Below are 15,874 nucleotides of genomic sequence, written 5' to 3' on the forward strand. Positions count from 1 at the left end.
TTATGTCCGTCTTTTGTTGAACAGGTTCGAGGCTTGCAAATATTCGATAATCATCATTGCTGCAAACACGAATGTTAAAAAACGATCTGAGATCGTATCTTTCGAAGATAAGCTTGCCACACTATCGAAACAAAAACGCTCAGGCAAGCCAAATGGCGAACCTGAGCGTATTTTTTTGTGACAAAATGTCAGTGGCGCAACGTTTTACCTCAAGAACAGATATCAGAACTCAAACTTAAGCTGTTTTGCTTAAAAAGCCATCAAGTTCAATCCGCTGCATCCTCACCTTTACGCTTTCGCGTTGGCGATATTCACTTTCCAAATTGCTGGGCCAGTTTCATGGGCGTTCACACCATGCGAATCCACAGCCACAGTCACTGGCATATCTTGCACATCAAACTCGTAAATCGCTTCCATGCCCAAATCAGCAAAGGCCACGACGCGAGAATGTTTAATCGCTTTAGACACTAAATACGCAGCGCCGCCAACGGCCATCAGATATACCGCTTTGTGTTTTTTGATTGATTCAACTGTCGCAGGGCCGCGCTCAGCTTTACCTATCATGCCCATAAGACCAGTTTTCTCTAACATTAAGTCAGTGAATTTATCCATACGGGTTGCTGTGGTTGGGCCCGCAGGACCGACAACTTCAGCACCGACTGGATCAACGGGGCCAACGTAGTAAATAAACTTACCGGTAAAGTCCACGCCTTCTGGCAGACCTTCACCGCTTTCAATCAGGCTTTGAATGCGCTTATGGGCAGCATCACGACCGGTGAGCATTTTACCGCTCAACAGAATGGTTTCACCGCTTTGCCACTGTTCGATATCCGCTTGAGTCACAGTATCTAAGTTCACGCGGCGCACATCATCACCCACTTCACGGGTAATTTCTGGCCAATCGGCCAATGATGGTGGCGTTAATTCCGCTGGACCTGAACCGTCTAAATGGAAATGTACGTGGCGAGTAGCAGCGCAATTTGGGATCATCACCACAGGCTTTGACGCCGCGTGGGTAGGCGCCGATTTGATTTTAACGTCTAACACTGTGGTTAAACCGCCAAGACCTTGCGCACCTATGCCTAAATTGTTCGCGCGCTCAAAAATGTCTAAACGCAGTTTTTCTTCGGTCGTTTGCGCGCCACGGGCCATCAACTCATGGATATCTACGCTTTCCATCAGTGCTTCTTTGGCTAATACGGCCGCTTTTTCCGCCGTGCCGCCGATACCGATACCCAGCATACCCGGTGGACACCAGCCCGCGCCCATGGTCGGTAGCGTTTTTTCTACCCATGCGGCGATATCGTCAGATGGGTTTAACATTACCATCTTAGCTTTGTTTTCACTGCCGCCGCCTTTGGCCGCAATCGCCACTTCGATGTGGTTGCCTGGCACCATGTCGATATGCACCACAGATGGCGTGTTATCTTTGGTATTTTTACGGCTGCCCGCAGGATCTGACACTATTGATGCGCGCAGTGGGTTATCAGGATTGGTATAGGCACGACGAACACCTTCGTCGACCATTTCCTGAATCGTCATATCGGTTTTGTCCCATTGGACACCCATACCCACTTTCACGAAAGTGGTCACAATCCCAGTGTCTTGACACAGAGGACGCTTACCTTCGGCCGACATACGCGAGTTAATTAAGATCTGGGCAATCGCATCCTTCGCCGCCGCACTTTGTTCACGCTCATAAGCTTGGCTCATGGCATCAACAAAATCCTTCGGGTGGTAATAAGAAATGTATTGCAAAGCATCCGCCACACTTTCAATAAAGTCGGCTTGTTTAATCACAGAAGTTTCAGACATTTTATGGTGAGATGACATAGTAGGAGCGCTCCAGCAGCCTTTGCGGCCTAACTTGTTTTTGTTTAATTCTTTCTGGGCCAATATGATACTCTTTCACATCTTTTTGGGCTACATCACATTTTGAATAGGGTTAATCGATGGCAATTAGGGCGTCAAAACAGCTTGCATCACGCCAACTTGACTGGACATTAAGTACCGCAGCACTGTTCGAACACTTTGCAAATGACACTTGGGCAATTCTGTTAGATTCGGCGAACGCGCCGCATCAAGACGCCAGATTCGACATCATTTGCGCCAATCCTATCGCAACGTTAGTGACTCAGGGCGAGCGTAGCGATATAAAGCTCATCGATACGAACTTGAGCTTACCCGAGGCAATAGACTCAAACCGTGATCCCTTCGAGTTACTCAACACTTTATTAACCCATTGGTATTCAAAATCTTTTGATTGTGATTTGCCCTTTAGTGGTGGCGCAATGGGCAGTTTTAGCTACGATTTAGGCCGCAGAATTGAATCCCTGCCGATAACGGCCAAGCAAGATATACAACTGCCAGAGATGAACATCGGCTTTTACGACTGGGCGTTAGTTTTTGATTACCAAGCACAGTGTTGGCATTTACTGCATTATTTAGGTGAAGCAGCACTCGACATTGAGTTGAATAGAATTCAAGATAAAATCACCAAAAAGCCAAATTCTGCCACATTTGTGCTTACTAGCCCATGGACAGCACAGATAGACAAAGCTCAGTACACTGCCAAATTTGCAGCAGTTCAAGCCTATTTGCACAGCGGTGATTGCTATCAAATAAATTTAACCCAAAGATTCGAAGCCCATTATCAAGGCGATGAGTGGTCGGCCTATAACCAACTGCGCAATGCCAATAAAGCGCCCTTCTCGGCCTTTATGCGTCTGCCGCAAAACACGATTTTATCGATTTCACCCGAGCGCTTTATTCAGCTTCGCAGTGACGATATTCAAACCAAACCCATCAAAGGCACGTTGCCGCGTCATACCGATCCCGCACAGGATGTGAAAGCCGCTAATACACTGGCAAACTCACCAAAGGATCGCGCCGAAAATGTCATGATTGTCGATTTACTGCGTAACGATATCGGTAAAGTGGCGGCAGCAGGCTCAGTACGTGTACCGCATCTATTTGAGATTGAAAGTTTTCCTGCGGTGCATCACCTTGTCAGTACAGTAACGGCCAAGCTCGATGCTAAGTACAGCGCCAGCGATTTACTGCGCGCGGCGTTTCCCGGCGGCTCAATTACCGGCGCACCGAAAATTCGCGCCATGGAAATTATCGAAGAGCTCGAACCTTCACGGCGCAGCCTTTATTGTGGTTCTATGGGTTATATCAGCCAAGACGGTCAAATGGATACCAGCATCACCATTCGCACTATTGTGACCGAACAGGGCAAACTCTATTGCTGGGCGGGCGGAGGCATAGTGGCGGATTCAGAAGTGGATGCCGAGTACCAAGAAACCTTTGATAAGATCAGCCGTATTTTACCTTTGCTTGGCGCTGCGTCACAAAAGCCGTAAGCTTTAATACTAAACAGTCACGAGAACGTCGATGGATCAAGCGGAATTTAGACTCAGATTTAATCTGCACCCGTTAGCGCGGCAAGATCCGGCGGCCTTCCCTCACCTTGGATTACGCAAAGCCGCAGTGTTGATCCCACTGCTGGAGATTAACGGTGAGCTGAATCTAATTTTGACCCAAAGACCTATGCATCTGCGCGCCCATCCGGGGCAGATCAGTTTCCCTGGCGGTAAAATTGAGCCCTATGATATTGATGCGATTGCGGCCGCGTTAAGGGAAGCAGAAGAGGAAATTGGACTCTCAAGGCATAACGTCGAGGTGATGGGCACGTTTCCAGCCCATAATACCTTCACAGGGTTTGAAATCACTCCTGTGATAGGCATTATCAAGCAGGCATTTGATTTAAAACTCGATCCCGGTGAGGTCGCCGATTGCTTTACCGTGCCATTAAGCTTTTTTATTGAACCGAATAATCGCCACCAAAAACGCTTTTTACGCCAAGGGCGCTATTACAGCGTGCATTTTATTCCCTATCAACAACGGTTTATCTGGGGTGCGACTGCCGCGATTATCGACCATCTGTGCCGCCAGTTAAGCATTCCTGCCAATATCCTCTGACTTCACTTGCCATTGCTAAACCGTTAAAAAGCCAAACTGTTAAATTAGCCAAACAATGGCTAGCTTAAACCACCAAATGGATATACAAACCGGCGACAATCGACGTTAGCAGCAACATGGGAATATTAAACCAATAACCCATACGACTGTGATGGGCGACATAATAGTTAAACGCTAAACTGACCAAACTAATACCGCCACAAACCCAAATCAAATACTGCAATAATTGGGTTTCATGTGGATCCCAATGGACTCTAAATGTCGCGCCACGGGTTAAATAGGCCCCAACTTCACGGTCTGGCCTTGCATCACTAAACACTAATAGCGCATAGACGGCTATTGCCCAGCCTAAAATGGATAAGGTCGCAAGGATAATTTGAAATATTCTAGTCTTGCTCATACCGCCTCCCGCCGTTTAACTCACTATATCGCTCAATATCGATATTATTAATCTCAGGATACCTTTTTCAGCTTGAGAAAAGCCACCAGCAAGGTAATATAAACCTCCAAAATTTTCATATAAAACGTTTCGTTGGAGAATTAAGCAACAATGAGCATTGCATCTGTCGCATCTGTATTTAAAGGTGAGCACGCCGTCGGTTCTAAAGTCACAGTGCGTGGCTGGGTCAGAACCCGTCGTGACTCTAAAGCCGGCATCTCTTTTTTAGCTGTTTACGACGGCTCTTGCTTTAATCCTATCCAAGGTGTCGTGCCCAATAGCTTAGATAATTACGACAACGAAGTGTTAAAGCTGACTGCGGGTTGCTCTGTTGTAATGACTGGCGACGTGGTGGAATCTCCTGGTGCAGGCCAAGCATTTGAACTGCAAGTGACTGAACTTGAAGTCGCTGGCTGGGTTGATGATCCAGACACTTACCCAATGGCCGCTAAGCGTCACTCAATTGAACATTTACGCGAATTAGCGCACTTACGCCCACGCACTAACATTATTGGTGCCGTTGCTCGCGTACGTAACTGTCTATCTCAAGCGATTCACCGCTTCTACCATGAAGAAGGCTTTATTTGGGTATCGACCCCACTTATCACAGCATCAGATTGCGAAGGCGCCGGTGAGATGTTCCGCGTATCGACCTTAGATATGGAAAACCTGCCGCGTACTGAAGCAGGTAAAGTCGATTACGATAAAGATTTCTTCGGTAAAGAAGCTTTCCTGACCGTATCAGGCCAGTTGAATGCTGAAACCTACGCCTGTGCACTGTCAAAGGTGTATACCTTTGGCCCGACTTTCCGTGCTGAAAACTCAAACACTAGCCGCCACTTAGCGGAATTCTGGATGGTTGAGCCTGAAGTCGCCTTCGCTAACTTAAACGACATCGCAGGCCTTGCCGAAGCTATGTTGAAATACGCGTTCAATGCCGTATTGACTGAGCGTATGGACGATTTAACCTTCTTCGCCCAACACGTTGATAAGACTGTGATCGACCGTCTGCAATCTTTCGTTTCAAGCGATTTTGCTCAAGTGGATTACACGGATGCGGTTGAAATTCTGCAAAACTGTGGCAGAACCTTCGAGTTCCCAGTGTCTTGGGGTATCGATTTATCTTCTGAGCATGAGCGTTACTTAGCCGAAGAACACTTCAAAGCCCCTGTGGTAGTGAAAAACTATCCAAAAGATATCAAGGCCTTCTACATGCGCTTAAACGATGACGGTAAAACCGTTGCCGCAATGGACGTGTTAGCCCCAGGTATTGGTGAGATCATCGGTGGCTCTCAACGTGAAGAGCGTTTAGACGTGCTGGATATGCGTTTAGCCGAAATGGATCTGAACCAAGAAGATTACTGGTGGTACCGTGATATGCGCCGTTATGGCACAGTGCCACATGCAGGTTTTGGTCTAGGGTTTGAGCGTTTAGTATCTTATGTGACGGGCGTGAACAACATTCGTGATGTTATCCCTTTCCCACGTGCACCGCGCACTGCGAACTTCTAATCTCCCTTAACTTGGTACTGCATAGCTAAGACATCTCTATTAAGCCTTAGCAAAACGAAAGGAGCTGAATATTCAGCTCCTTTTTTATTCGTCCGTTTTTAGTCACATCATGCGGCTAAACAACCATTAATCCGCCAGACTCAACGCCTGCGCAATATATTCCGCGACTCGCTTGGCAGCAATATCATCGATTGACACCAACTTAATATGGCGACGAAATTTGCCACTGCCTTCGAGAACCTTGTGTGGATCGCTAAGATTCGCGCCTGAGCTAAACTCCAATGAAACATGCTGTTTATAGGCAAACACACCACAAAAACTGGCTTTAGTGCTAAAGAGTATACCGCCGTACTTAACGGCTTCAGTAATGGCCCGCGACGATGTGGTAGCGGCGGTTTTGACCTCCTGTCGCACCCCCTGCACTATTTCAAACAGACTCGGGCTGGTACATAAAATATCTTCTAACAGTTTTTCAAGTTGCGGTTGATCTTCCATCATGATCTCTTTACCTCTCATACAAGCAAGACTATCTCAGCCAGATTGTAGCGCGCTAATCGGACTGAATAATACCCTATTGAAGCATCCCCAAGAAATTGAATAGTGACGTGCCAATAAAAAGGCCAAGCGTGGAGTACGCTTGGCCTTTTGCTGGAGTTGTCTAACTTAGCAAAGCTAAGTCACACGGATAAACACTGCGCCCTAGATTAAAACCCCTTCACTCCGGCCATATCAGGGAGATGATGAGCAATCCCCTTGTGGCAGTCGATACAGGTCTTTTCGCCGCTTGCCAGTGACGTTGAGTGCATCTGCGCCGCTCTGGGTGATTGGCGAGTAAAGTCCATGTAAGTGAAGTTATGGCAGTTACGACACTCGAGCGAATCATTGGCCTTTAATCTTGCCCACTCATGTTCTGCCAGTTCACGACGCTTATCTTCAAACTTCTCACGGGTATTAATCGTCCCAAAAACCTTACCCCACACTTCCTTAGATGCCTGCATCTTACGGGCAATTTTATCGGTCCAGTTATGCGGTACGTGGCAATCAGGACACGTCGCCCGCACGCCACTGCGGTTAGTGAAATGAATCGTCGTCTGTAGCTCTTGATAGACGTTATTTTCCATCTCATGGCAACCAATACAGAAAGCTTCTTGGTTGGTCACTTCTAGGGCAGTGTTAAACCCGCCCCAGAAAATCACCCCTGCCACAAAACCACCTAAGGTCAAAAAACCTAAACTGTAATGCACACTCGGACGATTGAGTACCTGCCAGATTTTTTTCAGTTTATCTAACATGCTAACTCCTAGTGTTTTTTCTGCTCAGTGTTGGCTTTGATCAGATGTTCCATATCCACAAAGTCGTTTTCGACCAGTAGCTTGGCATCCAACTGCGGCACATGACACTGAGTGCAGAAATAGCGGCGCGGCGATAACTCGGCTAAAAAGTTATTGTCCCTGTCCATAAAATGCGTGACGCTGACCATAGGCGCTTGCGAATCCCCAATGCGACTACGAGCATGGCAAGCCATACACTTGTTCACTTTAAGATCAAGCTGATAGCCGTCGATCTTGTGTGGGATCACAGGTGGTTGCATGGGATAGCTGCGCACTTCCTTCACATCGGTATTACGCACACTTTGCATCGCAGGTGGCGTAGGCTCGACATTGATAGGCGCTTGGCGCAGGGTATCAATTTTATCTTCGGGAATACTGGCGGCAGACACACTTGTCATGATGAATGAGCCAAATACCAATAAACCGATCGCTGAGACTAATTTTAGGGTTTTCATCGTGTTCTCCTTAAACCTTGACGATCTTCACCGCACACTTTTTAAAGTCAGTTTGTTTTGACAAGGGATCTGTCGCATCTAAAGTGACTTTATTAATGAGCTGGCTAGCATCAAACCAAGGCACGAACACTAAACCCACGGGTGGTTTATTGCGGCCACGGGTTTCGACTCGGGTCTTAATTTCACCGCGACGGGACACTACGCGAATTTCATCGCCACGGCGCAGACCGCGTTTCTTCGCATCTTCAGGGTGCATAAAACATACGGCATCGGGGAAGGCACGATATAACTCAGGCACACGTTGGGTCATAGAACCCGAATGCCAGTGTTCCAACACTCGACCCGTCGACAACCAGATATCATATTCTTCATCGGGCGCTTCTGCGGCAGGTTCATAGGGCAGCGCGAAAATCACCGCACGACCATCGGGATGACCGTAGAACTCAAAGCCCTTACCCGCTTTAACATAAGGATCTGTGCCTTCACGGAAGCGCCACTTGGTTTCTTTACCATCGACCACAGGCCAACGCAGACCATGAGCCTCATGGTAAACATCAAATGGGGCGAGATCGTGGCCATGGCCGCGGCCAAAGGTCGCATATTCCTCGAATAAGCCTTTTTGGACATAGAAGCCAAAGTGTTTAGCCTCATCGTTCAAATACTTAGGATCGGCATCCGCAAGTGGGAACTTATCAACATTACCGTTCTGATACAGGACTTCGAATAGGGTTTTCCCTTTGAACTCAGGGTTCGCCGCTAATACATCCTTAGGCCAGACTTCATCTGTGGTGAAACGTTTGGCAAACTCCATCAATTGCCACAGATCCGAATGGGACTCACCCGGTGCCTGTACCATTTGATGCCAAAACTGAGTGCGGCGTTCGGCGTTACCGTAGGCGCCCTCTTTTTCCACCCACATAGCGGTGGGCAAAATCAAATCGGCCGCTTGAGTCGTCACCGTCGGATAGGCATCGGACACCACGATAAAGTTGGCAGGGTTACGGTAACCAGGTAGCCCTTCTTCATTGATGTTTGGGCCCGCCTGCATATTGTTGTTCACTTGCACCCAGTAGCAATTCAAGTCGCCATCTTTTAAACGACGGTTTTGCTCGACGGCGTGATAACCGGGTTTAGGTGGAATAATGCCGCTTGGGATCTTCCAAATATCTTCGGCATGCTTTCTGTGTTCAGGATTGGTCACGACCATATCGGCGGGTAAACGGTGGGAAAACGTCCCCACTTCACGGGCCGTGCCACAGGCTGATGGTTGACCCGTCAAAGAGAATGGACTGTTACCTGGGGTTGAAATTTTACCCATCAAGAGATGAATGTTATAAATCAGGTTGTTACACCACACACCTCGGGTATGTTGGTTAAAACCCATGGTCCAAAATGAGGTCACTTTGATGTCGGGATCGGCATACAGCTTGGCCAGCGCAATCAGTTTATCCTCGGGCACGCCCGACAATTTACTGACTTTTTCGACGCTATAATCCGCCACGAAGGCTTTAAAGGTCTCAAAATCAATGGGGGTTGAATCCCCCGCCGTTTTAACATTTTTCGCTTTTTTCTCAAGGGGATGTGTCGGACGTAAACCATAGCCAATATCTGTTGTGCCCTGACGGAAGTTAACGTGTTTTTTCACGAAGTCCCAGTTCACTTTATCATTCTGAATGATGTAGTTAGCTATGTAGTTCAAAATGGCTAAATCAGTTTGCGGGGTGAACACGATCGGCAAGTCAGCCAAATCGAAGGATCTGTGTTCAAAAGTCGACAACACAGCCACTTTTACATGGCTGGCACTGAGACGTCTGTCTGTCACTCGACTCCAGAGGATCGGGTGCATCTCCGCCATATTTGAGCCCCAAAGCACGAAGGCATCGGCGGCTTCCATATCGTCATAGCAACCCATAGGTTCGTCGATACCGAAGGTGCGCATAAACCCGACCACGGCTGACGCCATACAGTGACGCGCATTCGGATCGATATTATTCGAGCCAAAACCCGCTTTCATCAGCTTAACGGCAGCATAACCTTCCCACACTGTCCATTGGCCCGAGCCAAACATGCCCACAGCAGTTGGCCCTTTGGCTTTAATGGTCTCTTTCCATTTTTGCGCCATGATGTCGAAGGCGCTGTCCCAACTGATGGGCGAAAACTCACCGTGCTTGTCGTATTTGCCATCTGTCATCCGCAGCATAGGCGTGGTTAAGCGATCGCTGCCATACATGATTTTCGACAGGAAATAGCCCTTGATACAGTTGAGTCCACGGTTCACTTCACTGTTGGCATCGCCATGGGTGGCCACCACTTTGCCGTCGCGAGTTGCGACAATCACGGAGCAGCCCGTGCCGCAAAAACGACAAGGAGCTTTATTCCACTCTAATTTGGTTTGTTCTGAGCTGGTAATTAAGTTGCTTGCGCCTGCGGGCAAGGCTAAACCCGCGGCGCCTGCAGCGGCAATCACCGCATTGGCCTTGATAAAGTCACGTCTGTTCATATTCATTCTTCACCCTCTTCGAGCACTTCACTCTGGTGGTAAACCATAGTGGCTGATAACACGCCCGGAATGGCATTGATCGCTTCGATACTGTCCATCAAGGCGCGTTGCGTCTCGCCTTCGATCACGACGACCAATTTCACTTCGTTGTTGACGGAAAGTTCGGCATTTTCAATGGTCATTATCTGTTGTCTAACATCTGCCATTTTCTGCGGTAAGACCTGCACCACTAAACTGGTGATATGGAGTTCTTTGCTCATCCGACATTCCACTCTTATTTTTAACTATTTTATGATGTTACGTTTAACCAGCGCCCGGTGGACCCGTCAAAATTTGGCTGAACCAAATAGCAAAGCCCAGACCACTGACCAGTAGTACGGACAATAATGGTGCGAGAAACACGGTTAAAAAGATAAAGATTTTCAGTTCTAAGGATTTTTCTTCTGCGGTGCTAGCACTCATGCATCCTCCAAGAGGTGTGTTCCTGCCACTTTGAATGCGCTGCAAAAAATCGCCAGCGGCAGGCTTTATGTATATCTATTGCATCTTTGGATCACGAAGCGATCATACCTTTTAGTTGTTAACAAAATGTATACCTCCAAATTGGTAAAGCGGATGATGCTTGATCCAGATCATCAATTTGATGTGAGTATTCGTCAGATCTCAGTTTTTAAACGTTTTTTGCTATTACAAATTAGATTATTGAATTTATTTTATGATTAATAAGCGACTGAAATGGATAAATCACTACGAGAAAACAACAGAAAACCCGCAAAAAAAACCTGAGTATTCATAAAGGAGTAGGCAGTAGAAAGGTGTAAAAACATGCGAGATAACGACTTGATCCCAAAAGAAAGATATTCGGCATAAAAGCATCGCTGCCCCCCCAAAAAAAGCGCTGATTCCATGGCGCACCACTGGAGGTATATCGCGTGAGAAGCGTAAGCATAGGGAAAATAAAAAACCGAGAAAATGGTTAGTTTTCTCGGTTTGTTTAGTCATTTTTTGATCGCGTTATTGTTACATCAATCGGACAAAGGCGCTCAGCTCGACCTTTAAATCAGTCTATTAAACCTGTTGAATATGATTCAAAATGCGTTTTTCAGATATCGGATATGCCGTGCCTAACACCTGTGCAAAACAAGAGACACGGTACTCTTCAATCATCCAGCGCGCCTCGATTAACGCAGGTGGTGTCGGCATAGCACGTGGCACTTTCGCCAGTTGTGCGTTCAATGCTTCCTGTACCTTGTTAATGCTCTGCATATGCAAACGGTCGCGAGTCGGATCGACAGGCAACTTCTCGACACGGATTTCAATCGCTTTTAAGTAACGCGCCACATCAGCTAACCGATCCCAACCACAGGATTCGACAAACCCTTTAAACACTAATTTGTCTAATTGGCTTTGAATATCACTCATAGCAAAGGCTATATCTAAGCTAATTTTGCCCTTAAGACGCTTTTTAATGCTCTGGTATAAGGTCAAAATCTGCTCAACCTTCAAGGCAATTTGCTCGGCGGTCGGGTTGAGTTCTTGGCGAACCCAATCCTTTGCCTGCTCAAATTGGGCTTGATTACGCACATCGAGGGCTTTTTCATCCAATAATTGCTGCACAGCGGCGGCAATAATGTCATCAATCAAGATTTGCACTTGACCGAAGGGATTGAAATACATCGCCAATTTCGCCTTATTCGGCAAAGCTTGCTGTAAGTGTTTCACCGGTGATGGAATGTTTAGCAGCAATAACCGTCGCAGACCTTGGCGATGGGCATCTAAGGCCTCAAATTCATCATCAAATAATTTGATCGCAACACTGTCTTTTTTATCGATCAGCGCCGGAAACGCCCGCACTTGGTAATTGCCTTTTTGCTGCTGATATTGCTGCGGCAAATCGCCAAAGGACCACTCAGTTAACGCTTCTTGCTCTATACCTTTATCCGCGACCTGACGAATGGCCTTCGCCACCACGCCCTGCAACTCGGCTTTTAAGGTATCGAGCACACGGCCTTCGGCCACTAAGTTGTTTTTATCGTCTTCGATTTTAAAGTTCATCTGCAAATGCGCGGGCAGTTGCGTTAAATCAAAATCCTCCGGCGATATACGCGTGCCACTCATGCGCAGCAATTGCTTGCACATAGCTTCAAGCAAACTGGCACTAAAAGGCACCATAGCCTGCACACAAGCGCGGGCATAGTCAGGCGCGGGCACAAAATTACGTCGTAAACTCTTAGGCAAAGATTTGATCAGCGCGATGCACTTTTCTTCCCTTAGCCCTGCCACTAGCCAATCAAAATCGCTATCGTCGATTTGATTAAGCAGCGCCACCGGAATGTGAACCGACACGCCGTCATCCGCCGCCGCGGGTTCAAAGTGATAACTTAGCTGCAGGCGCAAATTGCCCTTGTGCCACGTATCGGGAAAATCTAAGGTCGAAATATGGTCGGCATTGCGCTGCATTAACAGTGCTTTGCTGAAATCGAGTAAATCCGGTTGCTCGCGCTTTGCCTTCTTCCACCAGCCAAAAAACAGCTGGGCGTTGTAAATCCCTTCCGGGATCCGCGGCTCGTAAAAGTCCACCAACACTTGCTCGTCCACCAAAATATCGCGGCGACGGGATTTATGCTCGAGGGATTCAATGTCTTCGAGCAGCTTTTGGTTAGCGACAAAAAATGCTTCTTGGGTCTGTAACTGCCCTTCTGCCAAAGCGCTGCGGATAAAAATCTCACGCGCTTCAACGGGATCGATGGGGCCGTATTGCACTTTACGACGGTGCACAACCGTCAAGCCGTAGAGCACTTGATTCTCAAGGGCGATAACGCTGCCAGGTTTTGCCTCAAAATGTGGCTCCACATAGCTTTTCTTGATCAAATGCGCCGCTAAGGGCTCTAGCCATTCGGGTTCGATTTTGGCGCAGCAGCGAGCGAATAGGCGCGATGTTTCGGTAAGCTCAGCCGCCATGATCCACTTAGGGCCTTTTTTGGCCAGTGGCGAACCGGGAAACACAAAGAATTTACGATTACGGGCACCTAAGTACTCGTTATTGTTATCTTTAAAACCCACATGGCTCAATAAGCCCGATAAGAGCGCGCGGTGCAAGCTGTCGTAATTGGCTGGCGTATCGTTTAAGCGCCACTTTAAATCGTGCACGGCTTGTTTAAGCTGGGCGTATAAATCCTGCCACTCGCGAACGCGTAAATAGGCTAAATATTCATCGCGGCACTTTTTACGAAACTGACTAGCAGATAACTCTTTTTGTTGATCTTTTAAGTGCTGCCACAGGTTTATCCAGCTAACGAAATCGGAACTGGGATCGGCAAAACGGCGATGGGCTTCATCACTGGCTTGCTTCTTCTCCATCGGACGTTCGCGGGGATCTTGAATTGATAAGCCAGCGGCAATCACCAGCACTTCGTTCAAACAACCTAACTGCTGACTCTCGACCACCATACGCGCCAAACGCGGATCCACAGGAATTTGCGCCAAGTTGCGCCCAAGTGGCGTCAATACTAGCTTGCCGTGTTTGCTCTCAACCGCTTGTAATTCTTCGAGCAGCAAGAAACCATCGCGGATATGGCGTGGATCGGGTGGCTCGATAAACGGGAAGCCAGCAATATCACCCAAACCGATGGCCAGCATCTGTAAAATGACCGAGGCCAAGTTAGTGCGCAGAATTTCAGGATCGGTAAACGCCGGACGATTATTAAAATCCGCCTCATCGTACAAACGAATACAAATACCCGGCCCCACACGACCACAACGGCCTTGGCGCTGATTGGCGCTCGCCTGCGAGATAGGTTCAATTGGTAAACGTTGCACCTTAGTGCGATAGCTATAACGGCTGATACGCGCTGTACCTGGGTCGATAACGTAGCGAATACCCGGCACAGTCAACGAGGTTTCCGCCACGTTCGTCGCTAATACAATCCGCCGACCTCTGTGACTACTGAAAACTTTAGACTGCTCGCCATAGGATAAACGCGCGTATAACGGCAAAATTTCGGTATCGCGGTAATTACGCCGACTCAATTGCTCGGCCGTATCGCGAATTTCCCGCTCGCCGTTCATAAAGATCAGAATGTCACCCAGCCCTTCGGCCACCAGTTCATCGACGGCGGCAAAAATGCCTTCGATTTGATCTAAATCGGCATCGCTATCTTGCACTAAAGGTCGGTAACGGGTTTCGACCGGAAAGGTACGGCCCGACACTTCGATAATAGGTGCATTGTTGAAATGCTTAGAAAAACGCTCAACATCTATGGTCGCCGACGTGATAATAACTTTGAGATCGGAGCGTCTTTTGAGAATTTGTTTGAGGTAGCCCAGAATAAAATCGATGTTGAGGCTGCGCTCGTGGGCCTCATCTATGATGATGGTATCGTATTGATCGAGATTGCGATCGGAGGTCAATTCCGCCAGTAAAATACCGTCGGTCATTAACTTGATATAAGAGTCACTCTTAAGCGCATCGGCAAAACGCACTTTAAAGCCGACCACTTCACCGAGCGGACTTTGTAATTCTTCGGCGACTCGGCTCGCCACACTGCGGGCTGCTAAACGTCTTGGCTGGGTGTGGCCTATCATGCCACGGCAACCTAGGCCTAATTCCAAACAGATTTTAGGTAACTGGGTCGTTTTGCCCGAGCCCGTTTCACCGGCGATGATCACCACTTGATTGCCCGCAATCGCGCGTGCAATATCATCGCGCATCAAGGAAACAGGCAGGTTTTCAGGATAGTGGATTTTAGGGCGAGCGTTACGGCGCTGCTCAACCTTCTCAAACGCCGCCTGCGCTTGCTCGCTCAGCTGAGCTAAGACTTGGGTCTTTTTATCTGAGTCGGCTTCTTTATTGAGCTTAAATAAACGACGACGGATCCGCGACGCGTCGCTCTGATAACAAAGATTAAGAAAGGCGTTCGATAGCGGATGTTTGTCTGAGTTCAAATCCAAATTCCATTGCTAGCATCAAAAACGGCGATCCTAGCAAGGAAAGTGGCGTAATGGTATTGCTAATTTACTCTGCACTCAGTATATGGCGTGTCAGTTTCGCACTGGCTCGACTTAGATTAAACCGGTGACAGATAACATTGTTGCATATAGATATTCATGGCTTTGAGCACATTGGTGCGATTAATCGTGCCAATCACTTTGCCATGTTCAACCACTGGATACACTTTAGGTTTAGGCCCTAGCATTTGTTCTGCGAGCTGCAAAATACTGTCATCTGGCCCAACGAACAGCACTTCAGTGCGCATGCAATCCTTCACCACTGAGGTCATATCACAGTGATAGCTACTTTTGATCATCACAGCCAAACAATCCTGCTGGGATAAAAAGCCCACCAAATCGCCCGTATCATCAACCACTGCTGCGCCCATTTTATTATTATCTAACAGCTTTTCGACCGCAGTCGCAAGCGACATATTAGCGCGCAGCAACACGGGCTGACGATCCATATGGTCGCGGATTTTAATTAAGTCCATAGTCTTTCCCTCGAATTAACCCTACGTTTGTAGTCTAGTCAAAATATCGGCAAGAATGTGCGATTTATATCGATTGGGCTTATCTAGTGCATAATACCAATCACATTAAATATCTAATCAGTTCAGAGCCTCACAGGCATCTCAATCCAAGGCGCATTGACGCAGAAATG

The 15,874-nt window shown here is 47.7% G+C and carries 13 protein-coding genes; 3 read left to right on the forward strand and 10 right to left on the reverse strand.

All coding sequences use genetic code 11. The annotated features are described in order from the left end of the window. Positions 1–288: 288 nt before the first annotated feature. Positions 289–1,833 (reverse strand): fumarate hydratase, encoded by a 1,545-nt coding sequence (locus GWI56_RS14860; protein WP_131525178.1) that lies wholly within the window; start codon positions 1,831–1,833, stop codon positions 289–291. Between the two features lie 119 nt (positions 1,834–1,952). Here GWI56_RS14860 and pabB point away from each other — a divergent pair, with 119 nt between their 5' ends. After that, positions 1,953–3,365, forward strand: coding sequence for an aminodeoxychorismate synthase component I (pabB, locus tag GWI56_RS14865; protein ID WP_198573321.1), 1,413 nt, complete (start codon positions 1,953–1,955; stop codon positions 3,363–3,365). A gap of 31 nt (positions 3,366–3,396) precedes the next feature. Then, positions 3,397–3,984, forward strand: coding sequence for a CoA pyrophosphatase (locus GWI56_RS14870; RefSeq protein WP_198573322.1), 588 nt, complete (start codon positions 3,397–3,399; stop codon positions 3,982–3,984). A gap of 64 nt (positions 3,985–4,048) precedes the next feature. On the opposite strand, the gene GWI56_RS14875 is transcribed toward GWI56_RS14870, so the two are convergent. Continuing rightward, a complete protein-coding gene (locus GWI56_RS14875; RefSeq protein WP_113939548.1) occupies positions 4,049–4,384 on the reverse strand; it encodes a hypothetical protein in 336 nt (111 codons plus the stop codon). Positions 4,385–4,534: 150 nt separating this feature from the next. On the opposite strand from GWI56_RS14875, the gene asnS reads away from it, so the two are divergent. Beyond that, positions 4,535–5,935, forward strand: coding sequence for an asparagine--tRNA ligase (asnS, locus tag GWI56_RS14880; RefSeq protein WP_105252305.1), 1,401 nt, complete (start codon positions 4,535–4,537; stop codon positions 5,933–5,935). A gap of 126 nt (positions 5,936–6,061) precedes the next feature. Here asnS and GWI56_RS14885 read toward each other — a convergent pair whose 3' ends face one another. The 8 genes from GWI56_RS14885 to GWI56_RS14920 form a co-directional block, all read right to left on the reverse strand. Continuing rightward, positions 6,062–6,433: a DUF1801 domain-containing protein gene (locus GWI56_RS14885; RefSeq protein ID WP_242068418.1), complete on the reverse strand. Its 372-nt coding sequence runs from the start codon at positions 6,431–6,433 to the stop codon at positions 6,062–6,064. 206 nt (positions 6,434–6,639) lie between these two features. Beyond that, positions 6,640–7,227 carry a cytochrome c3 family protein gene (locus GWI56_RS14890; protein ID WP_028760143.1) on the reverse strand — a complete coding sequence of 196 codons (588 nt, stop codon included), beginning with the start codon at positions 7,225–7,227 and terminating at the stop codon, positions 6,640–6,642. A gap of 8 nt (positions 7,228–7,235) precedes the next feature. After that, the gene (locus GWI56_RS14895) at positions 7,236–7,721 is read right to left on the reverse strand and encodes a nitrate reductase cytochrome c-type subunit (protein ID WP_028760144.1); all 486 of its coding nucleotides are present in this window, start codon (positions 7,719–7,721) and stop codon (positions 7,236–7,238) included. 10 nt (positions 7,722–7,731) lie between these two features. Continuing rightward, positions 7,732–10,221: a nitrate reductase catalytic subunit NapA gene (napA, locus tag GWI56_RS14900; protein ID WP_028760145.1), complete on the reverse strand. Its 2,490-nt coding sequence runs from the start codon at positions 10,219–10,221 to the stop codon at positions 7,732–7,734. Between the two features lie 2 nt (positions 10,222–10,223). Continuing rightward, the gene (locus GWI56_RS14905; RefSeq protein ID WP_028760146.1) at positions 10,224–10,481 is read right to left on the reverse strand and encodes a chaperone NapD; all 258 of its coding nucleotides are present in this window, start codon (positions 10,479–10,481) and stop codon (positions 10,224–10,226) included. Positions 10,482–10,524: 43 nt separating this feature from the next. Then, positions 10,525–10,683: a nitrate reductase gene (locus GWI56_RS14910; RefSeq protein WP_028760147.1), complete on the reverse strand. Its 159-nt coding sequence runs from the start codon at positions 10,681–10,683 to the stop codon at positions 10,525–10,527. A 606-nt stretch (positions 10,684–11,289) separates the two neighbouring features. Further along, positions 11,290–15,171 (reverse strand): ATP-dependent RNA helicase HrpA, encoded by a 3,882-nt coding sequence (gene hrpA / locus GWI56_RS14915; protein ID WP_198573324.1) that lies wholly within the window; start codon positions 15,169–15,171, stop codon positions 11,290–11,292. A gap of 116 nt (positions 15,172–15,287) precedes the next feature. Next, positions 15,288–15,704 (reverse strand): CBS domain-containing protein, encoded by a 417-nt coding sequence (locus GWI56_RS14920; RefSeq protein WP_028760149.1) that lies wholly within the window; start codon positions 15,702–15,704, stop codon positions 15,288–15,290. Positions 15,705–15,874: the final 170 nt, after the last annotated feature.

The organism is Shewanella sp. DW31 (assembly GCF_015767295.1).
Classification (GTDB): Bacteria; Pseudomonadota; Gammaproteobacteria; order Enterobacterales; family Shewanellaceae; genus Shewanella; species Shewanella oncorhynchi.